Source organism: Nonomuraea glycinis (assembly GCF_035920485.1).
GTDB lineage: Bacteria > Actinomycetota > Actinomycetes > Streptosporangiales > Streptosporangiaceae > Nonomuraea > Nonomuraea glycinis.
The window spans coordinates 8,937,938-8,960,634 of record NZ_CP109166.1 but is presented as its reverse complement, the minus strand read 5'-3'; the positions used below and the strand labels follow the sequence as shown (position 1 = coordinate 8,960,634).

Annotated in this window: 25 protein-coding genes; 16 read left to right on the top strand and 9 right to left on the bottom strand. The window is 71.1% G+C overall.

What is annotated here, in order from left to right:
• Positions 1-85: 85 nt before the first annotated feature.
• From OHA68_RS42215 to OHA68_RS42195, 5 genes are all read left to right on the top strand, one after another.
• On the top strand, positions 86-721 hold the full coding sequence (locus OHA68_RS42215; protein ID WP_327105251.1) for a prepilin peptidase: 636 nt from the start codon (positions 86-88) through the stop codon (positions 719-721).
• 44 nt (positions 722-765) lie between these two features.
• Positions 766-1,947 (top strand): chorismate synthase, encoded by a 1,182-nt coding sequence (aroC, locus tag OHA68_RS42210; RefSeq protein WP_327105250.1) that lies wholly within the window; start codon positions 766-768, stop codon positions 1,945-1,947.
• Positions 1,944-2,456 carry a shikimate kinase gene (locus OHA68_RS42205; RefSeq protein WP_327105249.1) on the top strand — a complete coding sequence of 171 codons (513 nt, stop codon included), beginning with the start codon at positions 1,944-1,946 and terminating at the stop codon, positions 2,454-2,456. Before aroC ends, OHA68_RS42205 begins: the two co-directional genes overlap by 4 nt.
• A complete protein-coding gene (gene aroB, locus OHA68_RS42200) occupies positions 2,453-3,529 on the top strand; it encodes a 3-dehydroquinate synthase (protein ID WP_327105248.1) in 1,077 nt (358 codons plus the stop codon). The genes OHA68_RS42205 and aroB overlap by 4 nt, the downstream gene beginning before the upstream one ends.
• A gap of 132 nt (positions 3,530-3,661) precedes the next feature.
• Positions 3,662-4,420, top strand: coding sequence for an SGNH/GDSL hydrolase family protein (locus OHA68_RS42195; protein WP_327105247.1), 759 nt, complete (start codon positions 3,662-3,664; stop codon positions 4,418-4,420).
• A gap of 19 nt (positions 4,421-4,439) precedes the next feature.
• Here OHA68_RS42195 and OHA68_RS42190 read toward each other — a convergent pair whose 3' ends face one another.
• Positions 4,440-6,431 (bottom strand): ATP-dependent DNA helicase, encoded by a 1,992-nt coding sequence (locus OHA68_RS42190; RefSeq protein WP_355041422.1) that lies wholly within the window; start codon positions 6,429-6,431, stop codon positions 4,440-4,442.
• A gap of 227 nt (positions 6,432-6,658) precedes the next feature.
• Here OHA68_RS42190 and OHA68_RS42185 point away from each other — a divergent pair, with 227 nt between their 5' ends.
• The gene (locus tag OHA68_RS42185; protein WP_327105245.1) at positions 6,659-7,990 is read left to right on the top strand and encodes a hypothetical protein; all 1,332 of its coding nucleotides are present in this window, start codon (positions 6,659-6,661) and stop codon (positions 7,988-7,990) included.
• Between the two features lie 10 nt (positions 7,991-8,000).
• On the opposite strand, the gene OHA68_RS42180 is transcribed toward OHA68_RS42185, so the two are convergent.
• On the bottom strand, positions 8,001-8,258 hold the full coding sequence (locus OHA68_RS42180; RefSeq protein ID WP_189143922.1) for a UBP-type zinc finger domain-containing protein: 258 nt from the start codon (positions 8,256-8,258) through the stop codon (positions 8,001-8,003).
• Positions 8,259-8,360: 102 nt separating this feature from the next.
• On the opposite strand from OHA68_RS42180, the gene OHA68_RS42175 reads away from it, so the two are divergent.
• The 5 genes from OHA68_RS42175 (at position 8,361) to OHA68_RS42155 (ending at position 10,703) form a co-directional block, all read left to right on the top strand.
• The gene (locus OHA68_RS42175; RefSeq protein ID WP_327105244.1) at positions 8,361-8,750 is read left to right on the top strand and encodes a hypothetical protein; all 390 of its coding nucleotides are present in this window, start codon (positions 8,361-8,363) and stop codon (positions 8,748-8,750) included.
• 353 nt (positions 8,751-9,103) lie between these two features.
• Complete coding sequence (locus OHA68_RS42170) at positions 9,104-9,430, top strand: YidH family protein (protein ID WP_327105243.1); 327 nt, start codon at positions 9,104-9,106, stop codon at positions 9,428-9,430.
• Between the two features lie 2 nt (positions 9,431-9,432).
• The gene (locus OHA68_RS42165; RefSeq protein ID WP_189143926.1) at positions 9,433-9,762 is read left to right on the top strand and encodes a DUF202 domain-containing protein; all 330 of its coding nucleotides are present in this window, start codon (positions 9,433-9,435) and stop codon (positions 9,760-9,762) included.
• Positions 9,763-9,859: 97 nt separating this feature from the next.
• Complete coding sequence (locus OHA68_RS42160; RefSeq protein ID WP_189143927.1) at positions 9,860-10,171, top strand: hypothetical protein; 312 nt, start codon at positions 9,860-9,862, stop codon at positions 10,169-10,171.
• 112 nt (positions 10,172-10,283) lie between these two features.
• A complete protein-coding gene (locus tag OHA68_RS42155) occupies positions 10,284-10,703 on the top strand; it encodes a hypothetical protein (protein WP_327105242.1) in 420 nt (139 codons plus the stop codon).
• Position 10,704: 1 nt separating this feature from the next.
• Here the strand turns inward: OHA68_RS42155 and OHA68_RS42150 are convergent, their stop codons facing one another.
• Positions 10,705-12,549: an ABC transporter ATP-binding protein gene (locus tag OHA68_RS42150; RefSeq protein ID WP_327105241.1), complete on the bottom strand. Its 1,845-nt coding sequence runs from the start codon at positions 12,547-12,549 to the stop codon at positions 10,705-10,707.
• A complete protein-coding gene (locus OHA68_RS42145; RefSeq protein ID WP_327105240.1) occupies positions 12,546-14,327 on the bottom strand; it encodes an ABC transporter ATP-binding protein in 1,782 nt (593 codons plus the stop codon). The genes OHA68_RS42150 and OHA68_RS42145 overlap by 4 nt, the downstream gene beginning before the upstream one ends.
• 112 nt (positions 14,328-14,439) lie before the next feature.
• On the opposite strand from OHA68_RS42145, the gene OHA68_RS42140 reads away from it, so the two are divergent.
• Positions 14,440-14,919, top strand: a complete 480-nt coding sequence (locus OHA68_RS42140; protein WP_189143931.1) for a nucleoside deaminase — start codon at positions 14,440-14,442, stop codon at positions 14,917-14,919.
• Between the two features lie 61 nt (positions 14,920-14,980).
• A complete protein-coding gene (locus OHA68_RS42135) occupies positions 14,981-15,628 on the top strand; it encodes a TetR/AcrR family transcriptional regulator (RefSeq protein ID WP_189143932.1) in 648 nt (215 codons plus the stop codon).
• A gap of 23 nt (positions 15,629-15,651) precedes the next feature.
• Here OHA68_RS42135 and OHA68_RS42130 read toward each other — a convergent pair whose 3' ends face one another.
• Both OHA68_RS42130 and OHA68_RS42125 read right to left on the bottom strand, forming a co-directional pair.
• Positions 15,652-16,215 carry an aggregation-promoting factor C-terminal-like domain-containing protein gene (locus OHA68_RS42130; protein ID WP_327105239.1) on the bottom strand — a complete coding sequence of 188 codons (564 nt, stop codon included), beginning with the start codon at positions 16,213-16,215 and terminating at the stop codon, positions 15,652-15,654.
• 335 nt (positions 16,216-16,550) lie between these two features.
• Positions 16,551-17,003 carry an aggregation-promoting factor C-terminal-like domain-containing protein gene (locus tag OHA68_RS42125; protein WP_225278114.1) on the bottom strand — a complete coding sequence of 151 codons (453 nt, stop codon included), beginning with the start codon at positions 17,001-17,003 and terminating at the stop codon, positions 16,551-16,553.
• Between the two features lie 186 nt (positions 17,004-17,189).
• Between OHA68_RS42125 and OHA68_RS42120 the strand changes: the two genes are divergently transcribed.
• Positions 17,190-17,675, top strand: a complete 486-nt coding sequence (locus OHA68_RS42120; RefSeq protein ID WP_327105238.1) for a glutathione peroxidase — start codon at positions 17,190-17,192, stop codon at positions 17,673-17,675.
• A gap of 54 nt (positions 17,676-17,729) precedes the next feature.
• Here OHA68_RS42120 and OHA68_RS42115 read toward each other — a convergent pair whose 3' ends face one another.
• Complete coding sequence (locus tag OHA68_RS42115) at positions 17,730-18,791, bottom strand: LacI family DNA-binding transcriptional regulator (protein ID WP_327105237.1); 1,062 nt, start codon at positions 18,789-18,791, stop codon at positions 17,730-17,732.
• A gap of 180 nt (positions 18,792-18,971) precedes the next feature.
• Between OHA68_RS42115 and OHA68_RS42110 the strand changes: the two genes are divergently transcribed.
• The gene (locus OHA68_RS42110) at positions 18,972-20,192 is read left to right on the top strand and encodes an ABC transporter ATP-binding protein (protein ID WP_327105236.1); all 1,221 of its coding nucleotides are present in this window, start codon (positions 18,972-18,974) and stop codon (positions 20,190-20,192) included.
• Positions 20,193-20,288: 96 nt separating this feature from the next.
• On the opposite strand, the gene OHA68_RS42105 is transcribed toward OHA68_RS42110, so the two are convergent.
• On the bottom strand, positions 20,289-21,038 hold the full coding sequence (locus OHA68_RS42105) for an SDR family NAD(P)-dependent oxidoreductase (RefSeq protein ID WP_327105235.1): 750 nt from the start codon (positions 21,036-21,038) through the stop codon (positions 20,289-20,291).
• 135 nt (positions 21,039-21,173) lie between these two features.
• Between OHA68_RS42105 and OHA68_RS42100 the strand changes: the two genes are divergently transcribed.
• Positions 21,174-22,361, top strand: coding sequence for a PQQ-dependent sugar dehydrogenase (locus OHA68_RS42100; protein ID WP_327105234.1), 1,188 nt, complete (start codon positions 21,174-21,176; stop codon positions 22,359-22,361).
• Here OHA68_RS42100 and OHA68_RS42095 read toward each other — a convergent pair.
• Positions 22,321-22,647: a carboxymuconolactone decarboxylase family protein gene (locus OHA68_RS42095; RefSeq protein ID WP_327105233.1), complete on the bottom strand. Its 327-nt coding sequence runs from the start codon at positions 22,645-22,647 to the stop codon at positions 22,321-22,323. The genes OHA68_RS42100 and OHA68_RS42095 overlap by 41 nt on opposite strands.
• Between the last annotated feature and the right edge of the window lie 50 nt (positions 22,648-22,697).

Here is a 22,697-nt window from a genome sequence, read left to right as displayed (position 1 = left end):
ATCGCCATGCCGCAACAGTGCCGCGAGAACCGCGTCGATGGCGCAACATTCGCGCCGCACGTAATGCGCACGTAAAGTCTGCCTCGTGCTCGCACTGCTGGCGGTCCTCGGACTCCTGGCCGGCCGCTACGTCAGGACCCTGGCCGGCGCGTTCACGGCCGACCCCGCCGACACGCGCGCCGAGGCCCGCGCCGCGTTCACGAGCCTCCTGCGTACGCCGCCCGTCCCGGCCTGGCCGCCCGGCTACGAGCTGGCCACGGCCGCCGTCCTCGTGCTGGTCGCCTGGCGGTCGGGCCTGCCGTACGTGTACATCGCGCTGGCCGGCATCGTCCTGGCCGCGATCGACTGGCGCACCCACCGGCTGCCCGACGTCATCACGCTGCCGTCGTACCCGATCCTCGCGCTGACCCTCGCCCCCACCGGCGAGCTGCCCAGGGCGCTGCTCGGCGGGCTGGCGCTGGCGGCGCTGTACGGCGTGCTGTGGCTGGTCAGGCCCGCCGACCTGGGGCTGGGCGACGTCAAGCTGGCCGGGCTCATCGGCATGGCGGGCGCCGCGCTGAGCTGGCAGGCGTGGACCGTGGCCGCGCTCGGCGGCCAGTTCCTCGGCGCCCTCTACGCGGTCGCGCTGCTGGTCACCGGGCGGGGCACGCGGCAGACGCAGTTCCCGTTCGGACCCTTCATGCTGCTCGGCGCGTTCACCGCGCTCTGTCTCGGCAGGTGAACGGCCGGACATCCCACTAGGCGGCACATGGAAGACTTGTAGGCATGTTGCGCTGGTTGACCGCTGGAGAGTCCCACGGCCCCGAGCTCGTTGCCATCCTCGAAGGCCTGCCCGCCGGGGTCGAGGTGTCGACGGCCGCCATCGACGAGGCGTTGCGCCGCCGCCGCCTCGGTTACGGCCGTGGTGCCCGCATGAAGTTCGAGCAGGATCAGGTGACGATCTCCGGGGGCGTCCGGCACGGCCGCACCATGGGCAGCCCCGTCGCCGTCCGGGTCGGCAATACCGAGTGGCCCAAGTGGGAGAAGGTCATGGCGGCCGACCCGGTGGACCCGGCGGAGCTCGAAGGGCTGGCCCGTAACGCGCCGCGCTCCCGCCCCCGGCCCGGCCACGCCGACCTCGCCGGGATGCAGAAATACGGCTTCGACGACGCCCGCCAGGTGCTCGACCGGGCCAGCGCCCGCGAGACCGCCGCCCGGGTCGCGCTCGGCGAGGTCGCCAGGCGCTTCCTCAAGCAGGCGCTGGGCGTCGACATCGTCAGCCACGTCACCGCCATCGGCGGCGCGCGCAGCCCCGCCGAAGGGCTGCCCGGCCCCGGCGACCTGGCCAGGATCGACGCCGACCCGGTCCGGTGCGCCGACCCCGACGGCAGCGCCGCCATGGTCGAGGTGATCGACCGGGCGCACAAGGACGGCGACACGCTCGGCGGCGTCGTCGAGGTGCTCGCCTTCGGTCTGCCGCCCGGCCTGGGCAGCTACACGCACTGGGACCGCCGCCTGGACTCCCGCCTGGCCGGCGCGCTGATGGGCATCCAGGCGATCAAGGGCGTGGCGCTCGGCGACGGGTTCGAGACCGCGCACCGGCCCGGCTCCCGCGCCCACGACGAGATCGAGTACACCACCGAGGACGGGGTCCGCCGCATCACCAACCGCGCGGGCGGCGTCGAAGGCGGCATGACCAACGGCGAGATCCTGCGGGTCAGCGCCGCGATGAAGCCCATCTCCACGGTGCCCAGGGCGCTCGCCACGATCGACGTCAAGACCGGCGAGGCGGCCAAGGCCCACCACGAGCGCTCCGACGTGTGCGCCGTCCCCGCGGCGGGCATCGTCGCCGAGGCGATGGTCGCCTTGGTGCTGGCCGACGCGGTGCTGGAGAAGTTCGGCGGCGACTCCGTCGAGGAAGTCGCCCGCAACGTGTCCGGCTACCTCTCATCCATGGTGATCAAATGACCGTCACAACGCCCGCGGCCGTGCTGATCGGCCCGCCCGGCTCCGGCAAGTCCACCCTCGGCCGGCTGCTCGCCGAGCGGCTCGGCGTACGTTTCCGCGACACCGACGCCGACGTGGAGGCCGTCGCGGGCAAGCCCGTGGGCGACATCTTCATCGAGGACGGCGAGGACCGCTTCCGCGAGCTGGAGCTTGCGGCCGTGCGGCAGGCGCTGCGCGAGCACGACGGCATCCTGTCGCTCGGCGGCGGCGCCGTGCTGAGCGAGGAGACCCAGGCCCTGCTCGACGGCCACACCGTCGTCTACCTCCAGGTGGGCCTGGCCGACGCGGTCGCCAGGGTCGGCCTCGGCGCCGCCAGGCCGCTGCTCGTGCTCAACCCGCGCAGCCAGCTGAAGAAGCTGATGGAGCAGCGGCGGCCCATCTACGAGCGGCTGGCCGTCCTGACGGTCGCGACCGACAAGCGGGAGCCGGCCGAGCTCGCCGACGAGATCATCAAGGGGCTGGGCAGATGACCGCGACCAGGATCACCGTGCGTGGCGACAGCCCCTACGAGGTCGTGATCGGCACCGGCGTGCTCAGTGAGCTGCCCGGCCTGTTCAAGCCGGGCGTGCGCACGGTCGCCGTGATCCACCCGGCGAGCCTGCCGGAGCTCTCCCGCCCCGTCTGCGCCGCCCTGTCCGAGGCCGGCTACGACGTGGTGCCGCTGCCGGTGCCCGACGGCGAGCAGGCGAAGACCGTCGAGGTGGCCGCGCAGCTCTGGTCCGCGCTCGGCCGCTACGGCGTCACCCGGTCCGACGCCGTCGTCGGCGTCGGCGGCGGAGCGACCACCGACCTGGCCGGGTTCGTCGCCGCCACCTGGCTGCGCGGCGTACAGGTCGTGCTCGCCCCCACCACGCTGCTCGCCATGGTCGACGCGGCCGTTGGCGGCAAGAACGGCATCGACACCCCCGAGGGCAAGAACCTCGTCGGCACCTTCCTGCCCCCCGCCGGCGTGCTGTGCGACCTGGCGACGCTGACCGGCATGCCGCGCGCCGACTACGTCGCCGGGCTCGCCGAGGTCATCAAGGGCGGCTTCATCGCCGACCCGACGATCCTCATGCTCATCGAGGACGACCCCGAGGCCGCCTGCACGCCCGAAGGGCCGCACACCCGGGAGCTCGTCGAGCGCAAGATCCAGATCAAGGCCGACGTCGTCGGCGCCGACCTGCGCGAAGCGGGTCTGCGCGAGATCCTCAACTACGGCCACACCCTCGCGCACGCCATCGAGCGGGCCGAAAACTACCAGATGCGCCACGGCGAGGCCGTCGCCATCGGCATGGTCTACGCGGCCGAGCTGTCCAGGCTCGACGGCCGGATCGGCGTCGATCTCGTCGAGCGCACCCGCGCCATCCTCACCTCGGTCGGCCTGCCCACCTCCTACCCCCTCGCCGCCTGGCCGCAGCTGCGCGACCACATGCGGCTGGACAAGAAGGTCCGCGGCGCCAAGCAGCGCTTCGTCGTCCTGGACGGCCTGGCCAAGGTCGGCCGGCTGGAAGGCCCGTCGGAAGAGCTCCTCGACGCCGCCTACCGGGCCATCGCGGGATGAGCCGGGCGGCCACCGGCCGCCGGAGGAGAACACGCCAAGACTTGACGCGTGTCGCCGGGTGGCGGCACGGGTTACCCACTACAGTCGTGGCCCACGCCGCAGCACCCGGAAAGCGGAGATGAACAGCAGGTCATGAGGCATTACGGCTCCTTCGTGGCCCTCGGTGACAGTTTCACCGAAGGGCTCAACGACCCCGGCATCGACGGCCACTACCGCGGCTGGGCCGACCGGGTCGCGGAACGGCTCGCGGTGGACGACTCGTCGTTCCGCTACGCCAATCTCGCGGTGCGCGGCAAGCTGCTCGACCAGATCGTCGCCGAGCAGGTCCCGCTCGCCGTCCAGATGGCTCCCGACCTGGTCAGCCTCTGCGCCGGCGGCAACGACCTGCTGCGCCCCGGCAGCGACCCCGACGTGATGGCCAAGAAGCTCACCGCCGCCGTCCGCGAGCTCCGCTCCAGCGGCGCCGACGTGCTGCTCTTCACCGGCGTCGACCCGCGCGACATGCCGTTGATGCGCCGCCTGCGCGGCCGCTTCGCCATCTTCTACCTGCATGTACGATCCATCGCCGACCTCTACGGATGCCGGCTGGTGGATCAGTGGTCGATGCAGGGGCTGCGCGACTGGCGAGCCTGGAGCGAGGACCGCCTGCACATGAACGCCGACGGCCACCGCCTGGTGGCGGCCAGGGTCCTCGACGTCCTTGGCGTGCCCTTCGACGACTGGCACAAGGTGTGGCCGGACCGAGCCGTCGACCCGCGCGTCAGGCGCCGCGAGGACGCCCAGTGGATGCGCGAGTATCTGGTGCCCTGGATGAGCCGCCGCCTGCGCGGCATCTCCTCAGGCGACGGCCTCGCCCCCAAACGCCCCGAACTCTCCCACTGGGAGTCCTGACCTCCCACCACGGGAACGCTCAGGACTCCGTGGACAGGCGGGTCAGCGCGGCGCGGGCCACGGCCGGGTCGGTGGTGCGCCAGAACGGCGGCAGCGAGCCCAGCAGGAAGCCGCTGTAGCGGGCGGTGGCCAGCCGGGGGTCCAGGACGGCGATGACGCCCTTGTCCTGCTGGGAGCGCAGGAGACGTCCGGTGCCCTGGGCGAGCAGCAGAGCGGCGTGGGTGGCGGCCACGGTCATGAACCCGTTGCCGCCCTTGGCCGCCACGTGCCGCTGCCGAGCCGAGGTGAGCGGGTCGTCGGGGCGGGGGAAGGGCACCCGGTCGATGATGACCAGGCGCAGCGAGGGGCCGGGGACGTCCACGCCCTGCCAGAGGGACAGGGTGCCGAACAGGCAGGTCTCCTCGTCCTCGGCGAACTGCTTGACCAGCAGCATGGTGGAGTCGTCGCCCTGGCAGAGCAGGGGCACCTTGAGGCGGTCGCGCAGGGCCTCGGTGGCCGCCTTGGCGGCCCGCATGGAGGAGAACAGGCCCAGGGTGCGCCCGCCGGCGGCCTCGATCAGCTCGGTGATCTCGTCGAGGTAGGCCTGCGGGAGGCCGTCCCGGCCGGGCTGGGGGAGGTGTTTGGCGACGTAGAGGATGCCGGCGCGGGGGTGGTCGAAGGGGGAGCCGACGTCCATGCCCTGCCAGCCCTTGTCGCCGAGGCCCCATTGGCGAGCCATGCCGTCGAACGTGCCGCCGAGCGCCAGCGTGGCCGAGGTGAGGACCACGGTGCGGTCGCCGAAGAGCTTGTCGCGCAGCATGCCGCCCACGTTGAGCGGCGCGACGCGGAGCATGGGCGGGCGCCGGTCGGTGGCGCCGTCGAGCCAGACGACCTCGGACCTGTCGGTCTCGGCGGCGTGCCCGTAGGCCTCCAGCATGCGCACCGCGGTGTCGTGCACCTCGTCAAGGGCAGTGAACGCCGCCTTGCGCTGGCCCGCCTTGTCGGGATCGTCCTTGTCGCCGCCGCGCGGCCCGAGCGCGGTCAGGCAGCGGGCGGCGCTGTCGCGCACCAGCGCGAGCGTCAGGCCGAGCACCTCCGGCAACTCGTCCACGCGGCCGGGCGGGGCCGCGGACAGCAGCGCCTTGAGGTCCTCGCCCGCCTCCTGGAGCTGGTCGGCGACCGGCTGGTCGATCAGGCGGCCGACGCGGCGCACGGCCAGGGAGACGGAGGTCTCCGACAGCTCGCCGGTCACCACCGAGGTCACCCGGTCGACGAGCTCGTGCGCCTCGTCGACGACCACGAACTCGTGCTCGGGCAGGACGGGCATGTCCCCCATGGCGTCGATGGCCAGCAGCGCGTGGTTGGTGACGACCACGTCGACCTCGCCGGCGCGCGCCCTGGCCAGCTCGGCGAAGCACTCGGCGCCGCTGGGGCAGCGGCCGGCGCCCAGGCACTCCTGGGCGCTCACCGAGAACTGCCGCCAGGCCTGCTCGCTGACGCCGGGCACCAGCTCGTCGCGGTCGCCGGTCTCGGTCTCGTCGGCCCACTCCTGGATGCGCTGGACCATCCGGCCGGTCGCGCCGACCTCGCGCGGGTCGAAGAGCTGGTCCTGCTCGTCCTCCTCGGGCCAGCCCGCGGTGGCCTTGTAGCGGCACAGGTAGTTGCGGCGGCCCTTGAGGATGGCGAAGGTCGGCTCGTGCGGCAGCTCCTTGGCGAGCGCCTCCGCCAGCCGGGGCAGGTCGCGGTCGACGAGCTGGCGTTGCAGCGCGATCGTGGCCGTCGACACCACGACGGGGGTGTCGGTGTCCATGGCGTGCCGGATGGACGGCACCAGGTAAGCCAGCGACTTGCCGGTGCCCGTGCCCGCCTGGACGGCCAGGTGCTCGGCGTCGTCGATGGCTTGCTGCACGGCCTTCACCATCGTGATCTGGCCCTGCCGCTCGCTGCCTCCGAGAGCGTCGACGGCGATGCTGAGCAGTGCATCCGCGGTCGGGAGATGGGAGTCCGGCACGGCAGTAAACGCTACCCGCATTCCGGGGTGGCCGCGCCGAACGCCGAGTGATCGGCCGAACGCATCCCGACGTTCCCGGGCACCCTCGCCGCCTCGCATGGCACACTGGGCGATCGGAACTCCAACCGGTCGACCAGTCGCGCTGATGGGGCCACAGGGGTCACCGATGGGGAGGGGAAGTCCGGTTAGGTAGGGTTTTCCGGGGTTGAGTGGACGGATAAAGGCTGGTTGAAGCAATAATGTCTGCCATGTCGGAAGTTGTCCCGTTGCCGTCGTTCGGCGAAGTGTTCTTCGATGCCCGAGGCCAGGAGCGGTGCCTCCGGGTCACCTGGCATGAGGGCACCCTGGTCCTCAGCCTGTGGCGGGGAGAGATGTGCACCGCGAGCTTCCGCATGCCGATGAGTGATGTCGGCCGGTTGCTCGACACCCTCGACGAGGGGTTCACCGAGGCCTCCGGTGACCAGCCCGCCATGCCCGACCAGGAGGCCGGCACCGAGGTGATCCCCGGCACCGGCCAGTATCAGCGCCCGCCGAACCCGGTGCAGCCGCCGCCGCCGCAGGATGAGCGGCCCACCGCCGCGCTCGCGCCCAACGACGTGCTGGTGGCCCGGGGCACTCCCACGCCGCCCCACCAGGACAAGCTGGTGGCCTCCTACAGCGAGACGACCCCGCCCAGGGGCACGGCCATCCCGCAGCGCCAGCCCTTCACCGGTCCTCAGTACGCCGACCAGGGCGGTGCCGACCGCTTCGGCGCCCCGCAGCCGTTCGCCGACCCGAGCCCCGATCCCTTCTCCGGGCCGCAGTACACCGACGGCGGCTACAGCGACCCGCTCTCCGGGCCGCAGTACGTCCAGCAGCCGCCCCCCGCCGAGCCCTTCACCGGCCCTCAGTACGTCGAGGAGCGCCAGGCGGGCACGGGCGGGCCCGTCTACCAGATGCCGGACGACAGGCGGCGCCAGGCGCCTCTGACGACCGACCCGCTCGGTTTCCCCTCCCAGGCCGCCGAGCCCTACCACTCCGGCGAGACCTACGCCGCCCCCCGGCCGGAGCCGTTCCCGTCCAGGCAGCCCGACCCGTACAGCGCGCAGGACCCTTACGGCGGTCAGGACTCCTACAGCGGTCAGGACGCGTACGGCGCTCAGGACTCCTTCGGCGCCCAGGACTCCTACGGCGGCCAGGACTCCTACGGCGGTCAGGGCCACTACCGGCAGCAGCCGCCCCCGCAGAGTCAGCCCCTGCAGAGCCCGCCGCCCGCCGGTCCGGCCGCGACGCCCGGTCTCGGCACCCCGATGCACGGCATCCCGGGCGCGGGCCGGCGTCAGGACCCGTTCCTCGGCAGCCCGGAGGCCACGTACGGGCAGAGTCCGTCCTACGGCCAGGACCACTACGGCCAGGCGGACGGCCGGACCCCGCCCAACCCGGTGGACCCGCTGCTGGCGCTGGGCCAGCAGCCCGACCCCTACCGGAGCCCCGACGCGGACCTGAGCCGCCCTTACGTGGGCGACCCGATGTTCTCCACCGGCGAGCGGCTCCGCCCCGACCAGCAGTACGACGACCGGGGCGACCGCCGCGAGTGGTGATGCCCGCGCCTCAGCCCATCGCGCTGTCGACGAAGCACCACCGCCAGGCCTCGTTGGGCTCGAACGACTGCACCACCGGATGCCCCGTGGCGCGGTAGTGCCCGGTCGCGTGCTTGGCGGGCGAGGAGTCGCAGCACCCGATGTGACCGCACTCCAGGCAGCGCCGCAGGTGCACCCACCGGCCACCGGCGGCCAGGCACTCCTCACACCCCTCCGGAGTCCGCGCCGCAGGGTCGTCCGCCTGGGAAAGATGCTCACACATAGCCATGGCATCGATCCTAGAACGCCCGCCGGGCCGAGTTCGGCAGCCTCGTGTTCCACGGGGTTTCCGCGCGCCTCGGGGCGCGGGCGCGTTGGGTAGGGTCGGGTCATGCGTCGCCTTCATACCCGGTTCGCGTCCCTTGCCGCCCTCTCCGCGTTCGTGCTCGTCACCGGATGCTCCGAGGTCAACTCCACCATCGACAAGGCTCAGGCCTGCCTGGAGGCACCGAAAATCGTCGCCGACCTGACGGGCCAGCTCGCCAGCCTGGCCAATGACCCACAGGCCATGGAGAAGGCGCTCGACGACACGGCCGCCAAGCTCAACGACGTCGCCGACCAGGCCGCCAACACCACGATCAAGCAGGCCTCCGACGACCTGGCCGCCACCCTGTCCGGCATCAACGTGCAGAGCGTCAACGACGTGGTCGACGCCACCCAGAAGGTGGGCACGGACACGGCCGCCTACGTGGAGAAGGTCGCCCAGGCCTGCACAGGCTGATCCGTTCACTGAGTCTCGAGGGTTGTCAGTGATTCGGCCGATGCAGGCGAAGGTCCCCGTCTGATCCGGGCAACAGATGCCCGGTGCGGGGCTGACGTTTCACGGCCACCTGCCCCGCCAGGCGGGGTCTTATGGTCGGCTCCACGTCCGTTTCGGGTCTCCGGGCCACTCCCGGCGACCGTACGCTCCACCACGACAACGCCGGGGTGAGCCGGTCGTCGGGGATGCCGTAGGAGCGTTCGGCCTCCCGCTGCGCCAGATTCCCAGATGAAGACTGACGAACACTGATACGAACCACAGCGGTTATCAACCCCATATCTCTAGGGAGAATGGCTGCGAAATACCGTTCTCTCATGGAGCCCGACCCGCGTTTCACTCTCGCCAACGAACGCACCTTCCTCACCTGGCTGAGCACCTCCCTGGCGCTCAGCGCGGGTGGGGTGGCCATGGCGGCGGTGCCCGCCGACGTGTTCGTCCCCTGGTTGCGCACCACGCTCGCCGTCGTGCTCGTCACGCTCTCCGCGCTGGCCGCGGGCATGGCCTATCCGCGCTGGCGCAGCATCCAGCGCGCGCTGCGCCAGCAGACCTCCCTCCCGCCGCCCGCGCTGGCGCCCGTCTTCGGCTTCGGCGTCGCCGCCGTGGCCGTGCTGGCCCTGGTGCTCATCCTGCTGGCGGCCTAGAGATGTCGCAGGAGGTCTGGGACACGGGGCTGCAGAGCGAGCGGACCCGGCTGGCCTGGGTGCGCACCGCGGTGACGCTGGCCACCGGCGGCCTGGGAGGCGCCGGACTGGCGGCGGGCGCCGGCCTGCCCCCGCCGGCCGTCGCCGGCTTCGCGCTGGCCGCCCTGTGCGGCGCGGTCCTGCTGATCAGGACGGGGGCACGGTTCCGCCGTGCGCAGCGCGCCCTGCACGCGGGCACGCCGCTGAACAACGGGCTGGACGCGCTGTTCGCCTGGCTCGGCACGCTCGCGGTGGTCGCCGGCGCGCTCGTCCTCGTCCTGACCGTCCGATGACCGCGGACCTGAGTCGCGCTGGGTTGCGGACCTGAGGAAAACTGGGTTGCGGACCTGGGGAAAGAGGGCGGACACTCGAAAGTGAGGAGGTGACCTCATGAGACAAGATCACCGGACCCTGCCCTTCGAGTGCCGCAGCTGTATGCACGTCTGGGAAGAGGACTATCTCGTCAGGCTCGTCGACGCCCGTGACGGCACCGAGACCGAGATCTGGCTGCAGGGTGGTGTGCCCGTGCCGCCGCCCTCGTCGAACGTCGTCTGCCCGCGGTGCGGCTGCCAGCAGACGGCCATGTTCCCGGCCGGCTATCTCGCCCGCCATCCCGAGCTGATCCCGGCCGAGTCGCGCCCCGCCGACGACACTCCGCTGCGCAGCCCGGTCCCGGCCCGGAACCGCTGGCTCCCGGCCTGACACTGATAGTGACCTTTTAGTAACTCATGGTCGCACAAGGCCGCCCTTGTAGATATGTGGCACCGCGCGCACACTCGGTGGCGGTGGCGATCCCTGATCCGGGGGTGATCTTGTGCGCGACGAACTCGACACGCATCAGCTCTGGCCGTACGCATGCCTGTGCTGCCGACACGTCTGGGAGGTGCAATACACCGTCCGGCGGCTGAGCGGAACCCGCGGCCGCGAGGGCGAGATCTGGCTGAGCAACGGCGTGGCCGTGCAGCCGCCCTGGTCGGACAGCGTCTGCCCGCGGTGCGGCTGCCAGCAGACGACCTCGTTCCCGCCCGGCTACCTCAGCCGGCACCCGGAGCTGGTGCCCGCGCCCGAGCCGGTGCCCGAGGCGCGGATCCCCGTGATCCCCGCCCAGGCGGGGCGGGTGCCCGCGCCGCGGGCACCGCGGGCCCGGCTGATGCTCGCCCTGGGTCTGCCGCTGGTGGTGGCCGTGGGGTACGAGCTCTACCGGGTGATGGCGGCGGTGGCCTTCCCTCACTGACTCAGCTGAGACTGTCCTGCCAGGCCTGGTGCAGGTCGGCGAAGCGGCCCGAGGCGGTGATCAGATCGCCGGGCGGCCCGTCCTCGACGATCTTGCCCCGCTCCATGACCAGCACCCGGTCGGCGATCTCCACGGTGGACAGCCGGTGCGCGATGATCAGCGCCGTACGGTCCGACAGGATCGTGCGCAGCGCGCGCTGGACCAGCCGCTCGCTGGGCACGTCCAGACTGGAGGTGGCCTCGTCCAGGATCAGCACCGCGGGGTCGGCCAGGAACGCCCTGGCGAAGGCGACGAGCTGGCGCTGTCCCGCCGACATCCGGCCGCCGCGCTTGCCCACCTCGGTCCGGTAGCCGTCGGGCAGCGCCGAGATGAACTCGTGCGCGCCGATCGCCCTGGCCGCCTCCCGCACCTCCCGTTCGGTGGCGTCCGGCCTGCCGAACGTGATGTTGTCCATGACCGTGCCGCTGAACAGGAAGTTCTCCTGCGTCACCATGACCACGGCGGCGCGCAACGTCGTCTCGTCCAGGGAGCGCAGGTCGACGCCGTCCAGCAGCACCCGTCCGGCCGTCGGGTCGTAGAAGCGGGTGATGAGCTTGGCCAGTGTCGTCTTGCCGGCCCCGGTGGAGCCGACCAGCGCCACGCTCTGCCCCGCCGGGATCGTCAGGTCCAGGCCCGGCAGGATCGGCATCTCCTCCACGTAGGCGAACCTGACGCCCTCGAACCGCACCGTGCCGCGCGGCGCGGGCAGCGGGGTGGGCTCGCGCGGCTCCGGCACCACCGGCTCCTCCTCCAGCACGCCCGACAGCTTCTCCAGGGCCGCGCTGGCGGACTGCAGCGTGTTGTAGAACTGGCTGATCTCCTGCATGGGCTCGTAGAACCCGCGCAGGTAGAGCAGGAAGGCCGTCAGGACGCCGACCGTGACCTCGCCGTGGAAGGCCAGCCAGCCGCCGTAGAAGAGCACGCCCGCTACCGTGACGTTGCCGATCAGCTTGATGCCCGGCATGAAGATCGCGATGAGCTTCATGGCCCGGACGTTGGCGTCCCGGTAGTCGTCGTTCAGCTCCTTGAAGATCTCCTGGTTGCGCGGCTCCCTGCGGAAGGCCTGCACCGCGCGGATGCCGGTCATCGACTCGACGAAGTGCACGATGACCAGCGCCACCGTCTCCCTGGTGCGCCGGTAGACGATCGCCGACTGCCGCCTGAACCAGCGGGTGAACAGCAGTAGCAGCGGCAGCGGGATCAACGCCACCAGCCCGAGATGGAAGTCCAGCACCAGCAGCAGCGCGGCTGTGCCGAACATCGTCAGCACCGCGGTGACCAGGCCGTCGAAGCCGGAGTGCAGCAGCTCGGCGATGGCCTCGATGTCGGAGGTGAGCCGGGAGATGACCCGCCCGGAGGTGTACTTCTCGTGGAAGCTCAGCGACAGCCGCTGGAAGTGGTCGAACACCCGCCTGCGCAGCTCCAGCAGGATGTCCTGGCCGATCCGGCCCGACATGGTGAGGAACGCCTGCCGGGTGAGCGCCTGGGTGACGGCCGCGGCGAGGATGACGCCCACCACGGTGAGCAGGGTGCCGGGTCCGGTGCCGCGCAGCATCGGCGGGATGCCCTCGTCGATGCCCACCTTGACCAGGTAGGGGATGGCGAGCCCGGCCGCGTTGGAGACGACGATGACCGCGGTGAGCAGCGCGATGGCCTTGCGGTGCGGGGTGAGCAGGTCGCCGAGCAGCCTGCGGGAGCGTACCCGCAGCAGTCCGCTGACCTTGTCCGACAGCTCGTCCTGATCCTCGGAGGCCACCCCGCGCCACGAGCCGGTCGATGGGGTCGGGGTGGTCGTCGGGCTGGTCAACGCAGGGCTCCTTCCGAGGGGTCGAGGTCGGCGTCCTGCGCCAGCAGCGCACGGTAGGCGGGCACCTCGTTCAGCAGGTCCTGGTGCCGGCCCACGTGCGTGATCGCGCCGTCGGCCAGCAGCGCCACCCGGTCGGCCAGCAGCACGGTGGAGGCGCGGTGCGCGACCACGATGCCGGTCGCCTCCCGCAGCACCTCGCGCAGCGCCTTCTCCACCAGCGCCTCGGTCTCCACGTCGAGCGCCGACAGTGTGTCGTCGAGCACCAGGATCTTGGGTTTGCTGAGTACGGCCCGCGCCAGCGCGAGTCGCTGCCGCTGGCCGCCGGACAGCGACAGGCCCTGTTCGCCGATCCGGGTGTCGAGTCCCCAGGGCAGGTCGTACACGAACATGGCCTGGGCGGTGCGGATCGCGCCGGCCAGCTCCTCCTCGGTGGTGTCCTGGCGGCCGAGGGTGAGGTTCTCGCGCACGCTCATGGAGAACAGCGTCGGCTCCTCGAACGCCGTCGCCACCACCGAGCGCAGCTCCGGCAGCGCCAGGTCGCGCACGTCGTGCCCGTCGATCGTGACCCGGCCGGCCGTGGGGTCGATCAGCCGGGGGACCAGGGCGGTCAGCGTCGTCTTGCCGGCGCCGGTGGCGCCCACCACGGCGACCGTCTCGCCCGGCCGCACCTCCAGCCAGACGTCGTGCAGCACCGGCCGGTCGGCGCCGGGGAAGCGGAACCCGACCCCCTCGAAGCGCAGATGGCCACGTGGCCGCTCGATCCGGCCGGTGCCGCCGGTGATCGACGGCACCATGTCCATGACCTCCATCACGCGGTCGGCGGAGGTCATCGCCTCCTGCGCCATGGCCAGGATGTAGCCGAGGCTCGCGATCGGCCAGACGAGCTGGAGCACCAGCGTGGTGAACGCGAACAGCGCGCCCAGCGTGAGCTGCCCCTGCCCGACCGCCAGCGCCCCCACCAGCAGCACCAGCGCGAGCGTGAAGTTCGGGATCACCTCCAGGAAGGTGAAGAAGCGGGCCGACAGCCGCACCTTGTCCATGGAGGTGTCGTAGACCTTGACCGCGGCCTTGTCGAAGCTCTCGTACACATGGCGGCGGCGGCCGAAGGCCTTGATGGTCCGGATGCCGATCGCCGACTCCTCGACGAACGTGCCGAGGTCGCCCTGCTCGTCCTGCACCTGGCGGGAGATCTTGATGTAGCGCTTCTCGAACCGCATGGACAGCATCACGATCGGCACCGCCGAGGCCGCCACGAGCAGCCCGAGCGGCCAGTGCTTACTCAGCAGCAGCGCGGTGACCACGATGAGCTGCAGGATGTTCATGACCAGGAAGAGCATGCCGAAGCCGGTGAACCTGCGGATCGTCGACAGGTCGGTGGTGATCCGCGACAGCATCTGTCCGGACTGCCAGTCGCCGTGGAAGCTCATCGGCAGCCGCTGCAGGTGGGCGTACACATCGTCGCGGATGGCGGTCTCCAGCCCGAGCACGGGCTTGATCTGCGACCAGCGGCGCAGGAAGATCAGCAGCGCTTCGAGCACGCCCAGTCCCAGCGCGATCGAGCCGAGCAGGAGCAGCGCGCCGCCGTCACCGTCACGCACGGGACCGTCGACGACCTGCTCGCCCACGAGGGGCAGGGCGATGCTGGCGCCGATGCCGACCATCGCGGCCAGCCAGATGAGGACCAGCCTGACCACATAGGGGCGGAGATAGGGCCTCAGCCGCCAGAGCGAGTTGTTTTTGAGCAGGGGACGACGAAGAGCACGCGTATCAGGAGGCATCCTTGTAAGGCTAATACGGCCGATCAACCGATTTTTGGAAGCGTGGGCGTCGGTGAGCATGTCGTGGCGCGATGGGAACCGACCCCTGACGTTCCCGTGGAAGGGTGTCAGTATGAATGAGTCAGACCTTCGTCACCTGCGCAGATGTGTCCAATTGGCAACACAGGCCGTCGAATCGGGCGACGAGCCGTTCGGTTCCGTCCTGGTCTCCGCGGCCGGCGAGGTGCTGGCCGAGGACCACAACCACGTCGTCGCCACCGGGGACCGGACCAGGCATCCGGAGTTCGAGCTGGCGCGCTGGGCGGCGGTCAACCTGACGGCGGACGAGCGCGCCGCGGCCACCGTGTACACCTCCGGCGAGCACTGCCCCATGTGCGCGGCCGCGCACGGCTGGGTGGGGCTGGGACGGATCGTGTACGCCGCGTCGTCGCGGCAACTGGGGGAGTGGCTGGCCGAACTGGGCGTCGAGCCGCCGCCCGTCCGGACGCTGGCCGTCGCAGAGGTGGTGCCGGACGCGGTGGTGGAGGGGCCGGCGCCGGAGCTGGCGGCAGAGGTGCGCGAGCTGCACCGGCGTTTCCACGGGGCCGCCTGAAGCCCGCACCGGCGTTTCCACGGGAGCTCCTGAGGCCGGCGTGTGGTCCATAGAATGAGCTATGAGCTCCGAGCCCCTGTCCAGGGCGCGCATCGTCGCCGCGGCCATCGACCTCATCGAGCGCGAGGGCGCCGACGCGGTCTCCATGCGGCGCGTCGCGGCGGACCTGGGCGTGGGCGTGATGTCCCTCTACAACCACGTGCCCAACAAGGACGCGCTGCTGAACGGCGTGGCCGAGGCGGTGCTGAGCGGGATCGAGTTCACTGACGATCCCGACGCGCACTGGACGGACCGGGTGCGGGCGCAGGCCCGCGCGTTCCGGCAGATCGCGCACGGTCACCCGCGCTCCACCCTGCTCGTCGTCACCCGGCAGCTCCACTCCGACGCCGGCCTGCTGCCCGTCGAGCGGGCCCTGGCGACACTGCGCGGCGCCGGGTTCGACGGGGTCGACGCGGTGCGGGTGCTGCGGATGTTCATCGCGTTCATCGTCGGCTCGCTGCTGCGCGAGGTCGGGATGACGCCCACCTTCGCCCCCGTGCGGACCTCGGCGCTCAGCGCCGAGGAGGTGGATCCCGTGTTGTTCCCTGAGGTGAGCGCGCTGTCGTCGCTCGTCTGGGCCAGTGACCACGAGGCCGAGTTCGACTTCGGGGTCGAGCTGCTCATCCAGGCGATCGCCGTGCATCCGGCGCGGCGGGAGGGCATCCGGTGAGCCGGATGCCCTCGCCGGTCGTCTCAGTACCAGTTGTGTGACTTGAAGTGCCCCCAGGCGCCGCAAGGCCTGCCGTACCTCCCCTTGATGTAGGACAGACCCCAGCGGATCTGGGTTTGCGGGTTGTGCCGCCAGTCCGGGCCGGCTCCCCGCATCTTGCCCGCCGGGAGCGCCTGCGGGATGCCGTAGGCGCCTGACGACGGGTTGTGGGCGCGGTGGTTCCAGCCGCTCTCCCTGGTCCACAGGGCGTCCAGGCACCGGAACTCGCGCAGCGGCCACGCCCGCTGCACCACTTGATCCAGTGCGAACCCCTTGCTGCTCTGCGGCCGGTGGGCGACGCGTGGCCGCGCGGAGGTCCGCCAGGTGCCGGTCCTCACCACCGGGGCTTCCCAGATGTGCTGAGGTCCGAACTCGGCCGACCCGTCGGCGGGCGCCTCGGCGGGCGCTTTCACGGGCACGTCGGCGGGCACGTGGGCGGGCACGTGGGCGGGCACGGTATCGGCCCAGGTGGTCGGCGCGACCCCGCTCACGGCGGTGAACGCGGTGAAGGTGACGATTACTCTGTGTAGCGTGCTCTTGCTGTTCAACTCGATCCTCGCGGTCGGGTCGTGTGCGGGCGGGCGCTCTCGCTTCCCCGGCACCCTGTCGCTGCCGCCCGTGGCTCGGACGGTCAGGGCCCGCGCGGCCCTCCGGGATCGGTTTTCCGTCCGGCGAACCGGACGGCCCGGAGGGCTCCACGACATGTCCTCTAGCCGGTTTCTAGTACGCGTCGTCACTCTGTGTGATGACCCGGGACACGCGAAGGACAGGTGTTTGTCGCACCGTTATCGACAAAGGGCGCTCTCGTTGGACCTTGATGGCCCGGCCCGGCGCCTGGCTGGTGCGGGCTTGCCGGGAAACGTGCCCAAGCCTGGGGTTTGGATCAGTACCAGTGGTGGGATTGGAAGTGGCCCCAGGCGCGACACGGCGTGCCGTACCGCTGCTTGATGTAGCTCAGCCCCCACGCGATCTGCGTGCGTGGGTTGGTGCGCCAGTCGCGCCCCTTGGTGGCCATCTTGTGGCCGGGCAGCGCCTGCGGGATGCCGTAGGCGCCGGAGGAGCCGTTGGCGGCTCGGTGGTTCCAGCCGCTCTCCCGGGTCCAGAGCTTGGCCAGGCATCTGAACTGGGCCACGGTCCAGCCGCGCTTGGTCACCATGGATTTGGCGATGGCCTTGTTCTTGCCGGCTCTCTTGACGGCCTTGGCGGCCGTCGTGGTGGTGCTGCCGGCGCTGGTGGCGCCGGTCCGGGAGCTCTGCGCCTGTGCGGCCGTGGCGCCGCCCGCCGTCATGAGCGTGGCGCTCAGCAGGAGGACGTTGGTACGGCGGAGCATGGGCATGCGGGTTCCCTTTCAAAGGAATCGGGGACCGCGTCACCCTGCACGACATGCCGCATTTATCGCGAATTGACCATGAAAGAGTAGGTAACAGGTAAAGATCGCTATTTAGGGTTGTTCTGGTGGTTTATGGGAAAGTTGTGGACTCTGTCACATGCGTGCCGCCAGAGCACCTCGTAAGGTCGGACCATGAGTGTTCGAGAGATTCCGGTCCGCACCCTGGCGGACGTCCCCACCACCCTCGCCGAACTGGCCGGCGACGGCGCCGTGCTCGTCGTGAACGTCGCCTCCCGCTGCGGCATGACGCCCCAGTACGGCGGGCTCGTCAAGCTCCAGCAGGAGTACGGCCCACGCGGGCTCAGCGTGGTCGGCATGCCGTGCAACCAGTTCGGCGCCCAGGAGCCGGGCACCGCCGAGGAGATCCAGACCTTCTGCTCGACCACGTACGGAGTCGACTTCCCGCTGCTGGAGAAGGGCGAGGTGAACGGCCCGGGCCGGCACCCGCTCTACGAGCGCCTCGTCGAGGCCGCCGACGCCGAGGGCGTGGCCGGTGACGTGCAGTGGAACTTCGAGAAGTTCCTCGTCGACCGCGACGGCGCCGTGGTGGCCCGCTTCCGCCCCCGCACCACGCCGGGGGACCCGAGCGTCATCTCGGCCATCGAGAAGGTCCTCTGAGGCCGTACAAGGCTCTGTGGCGGCCCGAGGGCTGAGGCCGGCGGGTGAGGTGGGTCAGCGGCGTGGGCCGCAGCTGCCGCGCACGATGAGCTCCGTAGGGAGCACGACGGTGCGCGGGCGTCTGCTGCCCGCCCGCAGCACCAGCTCGGCCGCGCGGTAACCGATGTCGCGGCCGGGCTGGGCGATCACCGTCAGCGGTGGCGAGCACAGCTCGGCCCACGGCACGTCGTCGTACATCACCAGCGACACGTCCTGGGGCACCCGCAGGTCCAGCTCCCGGGCGGCCAGCACGGCCGCCTCGCCGAGCATGTTGCCGCCCGCGAGCACCGCCGACAGGTCGGGGCGGCTCTGGAACAGGCCCGAGGCGGCGGCGTAGGCGGAGTCCCGGCTGCCGGTGGCGAACACGATCAGCTCCTCGTCCACGGGCTCGCCCACGGCCTCACGGAAGGCCGCCACCCGCCGATCGTGGCCGGGGCCGCCGAGGAAGGCGATGCGCCGGTGGCCCAGGCCCGATAGGTAGCGGACCGCCGTACGGATGCCCGCCCGGTCGTCCGCCAGGACGGCGGGCGCGTCGAGCGCGCGGGCGGGCGGGGGAGCGGCGGCGGCCAGGCCGTCGAGGAGCATCAGATCCCCGAAGCCGGAGGCGGCGGCCGGGTCCTGCGGGACGGCGGGCAGCCGGTCGGCGAAGATCACCGTCATGCCCGCCCTGATCGCCGGGCGCCACGCGTCGGCGTCGCCCGACGGCACCGCGATCACCCGGTCCACGCTCTGCTCCAGCAGCATCCCGATCAGCTCGGACTCCTGCTCGGGGTCGTCGCCCGTGGAGCCGACCACCACCGGCTCGCCCGCCGAGCGCGCGCAGGCGAGCACCCCTTCGGCGAGCCGGCCGAAGAAGCTGTCGGTGAGATCGGGCACGAGCAGCCCCATGCCGCCGGTGCGGCGCTGGCGCAGATTGCGGCCGAGCGCGCTGGGGCGGTAGTCGAGCTGGGCGGCGACCGCCAGCACCCGTTCCCTGGTGCTGGGGCTGGCCGAGCCGCCGGACAGCACCCGGGACACCGTGGCGACCCCCACGCCCGCCGCCTGCGCCACGTCCTTGATCGTCGCCCGCTTCTCCATGGAAACGATTCCATCATAGTTTCCATTCAGGCGGAAGAAGAGGTGCGCCTGCTTCGGCTGCTCACACGGTAGCCCTTGACAGGAATACCCGGTTTCCGGTGAGATGCTTGAAAACGTATCCACGGGAGTGGAAACTCCGCATTACCGTAGGGGCCCCGCCCTTGAGCGCGAAGGACTGTCATGGCATCGATCGTTCTGTCCAACGTCGACAAGATCTACGCCGGTGGCGTGAAGGCGGTGAACGGCCTCAACCTTGAGATCAAGGATGGGGAGTTCATGGTTCTCGTCGGCCCCTCCGGTTGCGGAAAGTCGACCGCGCTGCGGATGATCGCCGGTCTGGAGGACATCAGCGGCGGCGAGATCTCCATCGGCGACAAGGTGGTCAACCACCTGCCGCCGAAGGACCGCGACATCGCGATGGTCTTCCAGAACTACGCGCTCTACCCGCACATGACGGTCGAGGAGAACCTCGCCTTCGGCCTCAAGCTCCGCAAGATGCCCAAGGCGGAGATCCAGCAGCGCGTCGGCGACGCCGCCAAGATGCTCGGCCTGGACCCCTACCTCAAGCGCAAGCCCGCCGCCCTGTCCGGTGGTCAGCGCCAGCGTGTCGCCATGGGCCGCGCCATCGTCCGTGAGCCGCAGGCCTTCCTCATGGACGAGCCGCTGTCCAACCTGGACGCCAAGCTCCGTGTCTCCATGCGCGCCTCGCTCAACACGCTGCACGAGCGCCTCGGCGTCACGACCGTCTACGTCACCCACGACCAGGTCGAGGCCATGACCCTCGGCGACCGCGTCTGCGTGCTCCGCGACGGCCTTCTCCAGCAGGTCGACACCCCGCAGAACCTGTTCGACGCGCCGGTCAACCTGTTCGTCGCGGGCTTCATGGGCTCGCCGTCGATGAACTTCGTCACCGCCCAGCTGGTCCGCGACGGCGACACCACCTACGTGGCCTTCGCCGACCTCAAGCTGCCGATCCCGGCCTCCACCTTCTCCGACAAGCCCGGCCTCGACCAGTACATCGGCAAGAAGCTCATCCTCGGCATCCGCCCGTCGGACTTCGAGGACGCCACCTCCGCCGGCAGCCACGCCAACGGCTGGACCACGCTGTCGGTCAAGGCGGAGGTCACCGAGGAGCTCGGCTCCGAGATCAACGTCCTGTTCCTGATCGACGCCCCGCCCGTCGAGCACAAGGACACCGTCGCCGCCGCCGACACCGGTGACGAGGACGAGTCGGCGCTGCCGCTCGTCGGCGACAAGTCGCTGTGGACCGCCCGCGTCAACGCCCGCAGCCACGCGCGCTCCGGCCAGCCCATCGACCTGGTTCTGGACACGCACAACCTGCACTTCTTCGACACGGACTCCGGCCTGTCCATCGGCCACCCGGCCAACATCGGCCGCTGACCGACCCTCCAGTGCCCGGCCGCGAGCCTGCGCTCGCGGCCGTCATGGGCCCTCACCGCGACCCCCTCCCGCGGCGAGGGCCCGCCTCATTACGGCTCAGCGGCCGAACCGGGCCGAGAGCTCGCTCACCAGGCGGCGCGGGAAGAGCTTGCCGGCCGCCACGACGGCCTTGTAACGCAGGGACGGGACCGAGACCCACTTGCCCAGGGCCAGATCCCGCAGGGCCTCGCCCACCACCCGGTCCGCGTCGAGCCACATGAAGCCCGGCGTGCCCGACATGTCCATCGAGGCTCGCTGGTGGAACTCGGTACGCACATAACCCGGGCAGAGCGCCATCACCCTGACGTTGTCGCCCCGCGCCTCGGCCGCGGCGGACTCGCTGAAGTTGATCACGTAGGCCTTGGACGCGCCGTACGAGCTGCTGGCGAAGAACCCCGCCACCGACGCCAGGTTGATCACCGCGCCCCTGCGACGCTCCTTCATCCCGGGCAGCGCGGCCAGCGTGAGCCGCAGCACCGCCTCGCAGTGCACCTTGAGCATGCGCAGCTCCTCGGCGACCGGGTTGTCCGGGAACCTGCCCAGCAGCGTGAAGCCGGCGTTGTTGACCAGCAGGTCGACGCCCTCACGGCAGCGTGCCTCCACGCGTGACAGACCGTCCTCGCCGGCCAGGTCGGCGGGCAGCACCTCGACGGAGACGCCGTATCTCAGCTTCAGCCGGTCGGCCGTCTCGGCGAGCCTGCTCTCGTCACGAGCGACGAGAACCAGCGTGAAGCCGTCGGCGGCGAGGCGCCGGGCGAAGGCGGCGCCGATGCCGGCGGTCGCGCCCGTGATCAGTGCGGTAGGCATGGCCGAACTCTAACCGCGCCCCACACCGGCCGCGGACCCCCGCCGACGTGTCGCCCGCACCCACCGCTCCGGGCCGGGCATGGGCGGGTTCGCGGGATCTGTTGTGTGCGGGTCGGGCGTGGAAGGATGAGCGGCGTGCGCCTCGCCGTGGTGGTCCTCGCCGTCGCCCTGACCGCCTGCTCCGCCGCCGCGCCGGAGGGGGCCGTGACCTCGTCGGCGCCCACCTCGCCTGCCGCCTCCGCACCGCCAGGGACGACGCCTGAAGGGGAGACGCCCGAGGAGGAGGCATCCGAGGAAGAGACGGCCGAGCGTGTGACCCCGGGGCAGCTTCGCTTCACCAAGATCGCCGAGCTGGACCGGCCGGTGGCGTTCGCGGTGCGCAAGGACGACCGGCGGCTCTACGTCGCCGAGCAGAGCGGCAAGCTGCGCACCAGCACGGGCGACACGATCGTGGACCTGTCGGACGAGGTGAGCGGCGGCAACGAGCAGGGGCTTCTGGGTGTGGCGTTCCACCCCACGGGAAGCTGGCTCTACCTGGACTGGACCGACACCGCCGGCACCACCCACGTGACCGAGTGGGCCTACGACGGCAAGAAGGCCACGGCCCGGCGCGACGTGCTCACCCAGCGGCAGCCCTACGCCAACCACAACGGCGGCCAGCTCGCCTTCGGCCCCGACGGCTATCTCTACATCGCACTCGGCGACGGGGGCAGCGGCGGCGACCCGCAGGGCAACGGCCAGGACCTCGGCACCCTCCTCGGCAAGATCCTCCGCATCGACCCGCGCGGAAAGCCGTACAAGATCCCCGAGGACAACCCGTTCGTCGGCAAGGAGGGCGCGCGGCGCGAGATCTGGGCGTACGGGCTGCGCAACCCGTGGCGGTTCGGCTTCGACCGCGAGACCGGCGATCTGTGGATCGGCGACGTCGGCCAGAACCGGTGGGAGGAGGTCGACTTCCAGCCGGCCGGGTCCGAAGGCGGCGAGAACTACGGCTGGAACGTGCGCGAGGGCAAGGAACGCTTCGGCGAGGGCAAGGCGGCCGAGCCCGTTGATCCGGTCATCGTCTACCCGCTGAACGACGGCGGCACCTGCTCGGTGATCTCCGGCTACGTCTACCGAGGCGCGAAGATCGCCTGGCTACGCGGTCAGTTCCTGTACGGAGACTTCTGCGCCGGCTGGATCAAGGCCGCCCCGGTCGAGGAGCTCGACCAGGGCGCCGAGGTCGGGCGGGTGGAGCAGCTCTCGTCGTTCGGCGAGGGACCAGACGGCGAGCTCTACGCGCTCAGCCTGGCGGGTCCGCTCTATCGGATCGATCCCGCCTGACACGTTCGATCAGCTCCTCGACCCGGGTGTTGAGCCGGGCGCCTCGTGACCAGCCCGCGTAGTGGGTGCAGAAGACGACGACCTCGCGCAACTCGCTCTCGCTCAGCTCTCCGGTGCGCAGGCCGGCGTCGAGCTGCACGTCCACCTGCTCGTCGAGGCCCTGGCCGACGAGCAGGCCGAGCAGGAGCAGACGGCGGCCCTTCGCCGGGAGCGTGGCGCGCGACCAGAGGTCGGTGAAGGCGCGTTCGGCGGTCATGCCGTAGGAGTCCACTGCCGAATGTGTCATGTCTACTCCGGTCATGCGAAGGTGGGTCCTCCCATCTTTCGCCACTTCCC